At 68.2% G+C, this 2,203-nt stretch carries 2 protein-coding genes; both read right to left on the bottom strand.

Annotation, left to right across the window (positions count from 1 at the left end; all coding sequences use genetic code 11):
• Nucleotides 1–894 (bottom strand): succinate--CoA ligase subunit alpha (gene sucD / locus THIARS_RS17835; protein WP_094159004.1); only part of this gene is annotated, 894 nt, incomplete at its 3' end.
• 144 nt (nt 895–1,038) lie between these two features.
• Complete coding sequence (sucC, locus tag THIARS_RS17830) at nt 1,039–2,199, bottom strand: ADP-forming succinate--CoA ligase subunit beta (protein WP_094159005.1); 1,161 nt, start codon at nt 2,197–2,199, stop codon at nt 1,039–1,041.
• Nucleotides 2,200–2,203 lie beyond the last annotated feature (4 nt).

Here is a 2,203-nt window from a genome sequence, read left to right as displayed (position 1 = left end):
GCCCAATTTTTTCTGGATGAGTTTGCCCATTTCGGAGGGGTTTCGGGTGACGGTGAAGCCGCAGGCGTGCATGACCTCGAGCTTGGCCTCGGCGGTGTCGGCGCCGCCCGAGATGAGGGCGCCGGCATGGCCCATGCGCTTGCCCGGCGGGGCGGTGACGCCGGCGATGAAGCCCACGATGGGCTTGGTCATGTGCTCCTTGGCCCAGCGCGCCGCCTCGGCCTCGTCGGGGCCGCCGATCTCGCCGATCATGATCACCCCGTCGGTGTCGGGGTCGTCGTTGAACAGCTTGAGCACGTCGATGTGCTTGAGGCCGTTGATGGGGTCGCCGCCGATGCCCACCGCGCTGCTTTGCCCCAGCCCCAGCTCGGTGACCTGGCCCACCGCCTCGTAGGTCAGCGTGCCCGAGCGCGAGACGATGCCGATGCGCCCCTTGCGGTGGATGTGCCCGGGCATGATGCCGATCTTGATTTCCCCGGGCGTGATCAGCCCCGGGCAGTTCGGCCCCAGCAGCAGGGTCTTCTTGCCGCCGGCGGCCTCCTTGGCGCGCATCCTGGCGCGCACTTCCATCATGTCGCGCACCGGAATGCCCTCGGTGATGCAGATGACCAGGTCCAGGTCGGCCTGCACCGCCTCCCAGATCGCCGCGGCCGCGCCGGGGGGCGGCACGTAGATGACGGAGACGGTGGCCCCGGTGGCCGCACGGGCTTCGGCCACGCTGGCGTGGATGGGGATGCCCTCGAAGTCCTCCCCGGCCTTCTTGGGGTTGACCCCGGCGACGAAGGCGGCGCGCCCGTGGGCGTAGTCGCGGCACATGCGGGTGTGGAACTGGCCGGTCTTGCCGGTGATGCCCTGGGTGATGACTTTGGTGTGCTGGTCGATGAGGATGGACATACAAGCCTTTCGTCGCAAAGTTTCAGTCGCTGCGCTCCTGCGATACTTTGCGCCGGCTTGGCCAGCGCAAAAAGCTTGGGGCGGCCCTGCGCTTTTTGCGAATGATGTGGATGAGGGGTCAAAGACTGCGGAGGGGATGTGGGCTCAGGCCGCGGCGGTGACGACTTTCTGGGCGGCTTCGGCCAGGGTCTCGGCGCTGATGATGGGCAGCCCGGAGTCGGCCAGCATGCGCTTGCCCAGGTCTTCGTTGGTGCCTTTCATGCGCACCACCAGGGGCACGTTCAGGGCCACGGCCCGGCTGGCGGCGATGAGCCCCTCGGCGATGACGTCGCAGCGCATGATGCCGCCGAAGATGTTGACCAGGATGGCTTTGACCTGGGGGTTGTGCAGCATGATCTTGAACGCGGCGGTGACCTTCTCGGCGGTGGCGCCGCCGCCGACGTCGAGGAAGTTGGCGGGCTCGCCGCCGAACAGCTTGATGGTGTCCATGGTGGCCATGGCCAGGCCGGCGCCGTTGACCAGGCAGGCGATGTTGCCGTCGAGCTGGATGTACGACAGGTCGTGCTTGGAGGCTTCGATCTCGGCGGGGTCTTCTTCGTCGAGGTCGCGCAGGGCCACGAGCTCGGGGTGGCGGAACAGGGCGTTGTCGTCGAAGTTGAACTTGGCGTCCAGCGCCTTGACGCTGCCGTCGCCTTGCACGATGAGGGGGTTGATCTCGGCCAGCGAGGCGTCGTTGTCCCAGAAGGCGCGGTACAGCCCTTGCAGGGCGGCGGCGCCCTGGGCCCGGCTGGCCTCGGGCAGGCCGATCTTGGCGCACAGGGCCAGCGCGTCGGCCTCGGGCAGCCCGCCCAGGGGGTCGACCCAGACTTTGTGGATCTTCTCGGGGGTGTGGGCGGCCACGTCTTCGATGTCCATGCCGCCTTCGCTGGAGGCCATGACGACCACGCATTGCGCGGCGCGGTCGATCACCAGCCCGGCGTAGTACTCCTGGCGAATGTCGGCGCCTTCTTCGATGAGCAGCCGCCGCACGGTCTGCCCGCCGGGGCCGGTCTGGTGCGTCACCAGTTGCATGCCAAGCATCTGCCCGGCCAGCGTGCGCACCTCGTCCACCGAGCGCGCCAGCTTGACGCCCCCGCCCTTGCCGCGCCCGCCCGCATGAATCTGCGCCTTGACCACCCACACCGGCCCGCCCAGCTCTCGCGCCGCGTGCTCCGCCTCGTCCACCGTGTACGCCGCCTCCCCGCGCGGTACAGGAACCCCTCGCTCTCGCAAAAGCGCCTTGCCTTGGTATTCGTGAATCTTCATGGTG

It is taken from the genome of Thiomonas delicata, from assembly GCF_900088825.1.
Taxonomy (GTDB): domain Bacteria; phylum Pseudomonadota; class Gammaproteobacteria; order Burkholderiales; family Burkholderiaceae_C; genus Thiomonas_A; species Thiomonas_A delicata.
Note: the sequence above shows the minus strand (reverse complement) of the source record. Positions and strands in the feature narration are given on the sequence as shown.